The organism is Stenotrophomonas sp. AS012628, from assembly GCF_010608305.1.
In the GTDB taxonomy this organism is placed as follows: Bacteria; Pseudomonadota; Gammaproteobacteria; order Xanthomonadales; family Xanthomonadaceae; genus Stenotrophomonas; species Stenotrophomonas geniculata.
In genome coordinates, this window is record NZ_VMBJ01000255.1 from 1 (window position 1) to 230 (window position 230).

General features: G+C 63.9%; 1 protein-coding gene. It reads left to right on the forward strand.

Annotation, left to right across the window (positions count from 1 at the left end; all coding sequences use genetic code 11):
* Positions 1-230: hypothetical protein (locus G5A07_RS21825; protein ID WP_204323894.1), on the forward strand; the 230-nt coding region annotated here is incomplete at both ends.

Genomic DNA, 230 nt, shown 5'->3' on the forward strand with positions numbered 1-230 from the left:
TTCTTTGCGCCGCCTATGCGTTCGGCGACGATGAACCGCAGCTCTGGTTTCCTGACGAGCCCTGCCCCCAGGACATCGTCGACCACGTCAAGGCTGGCGGCGAAGTCCACGCCTGGAACGCCAACTTCGAACGGCTGATCTGGCTGTACGTCGCAGGCCCGAAGTACGGCTGGCCGGTCCCTGACCTGCGCCAGTACCGTTGCATCATGGTCCGCGCGATGGCGATGAAC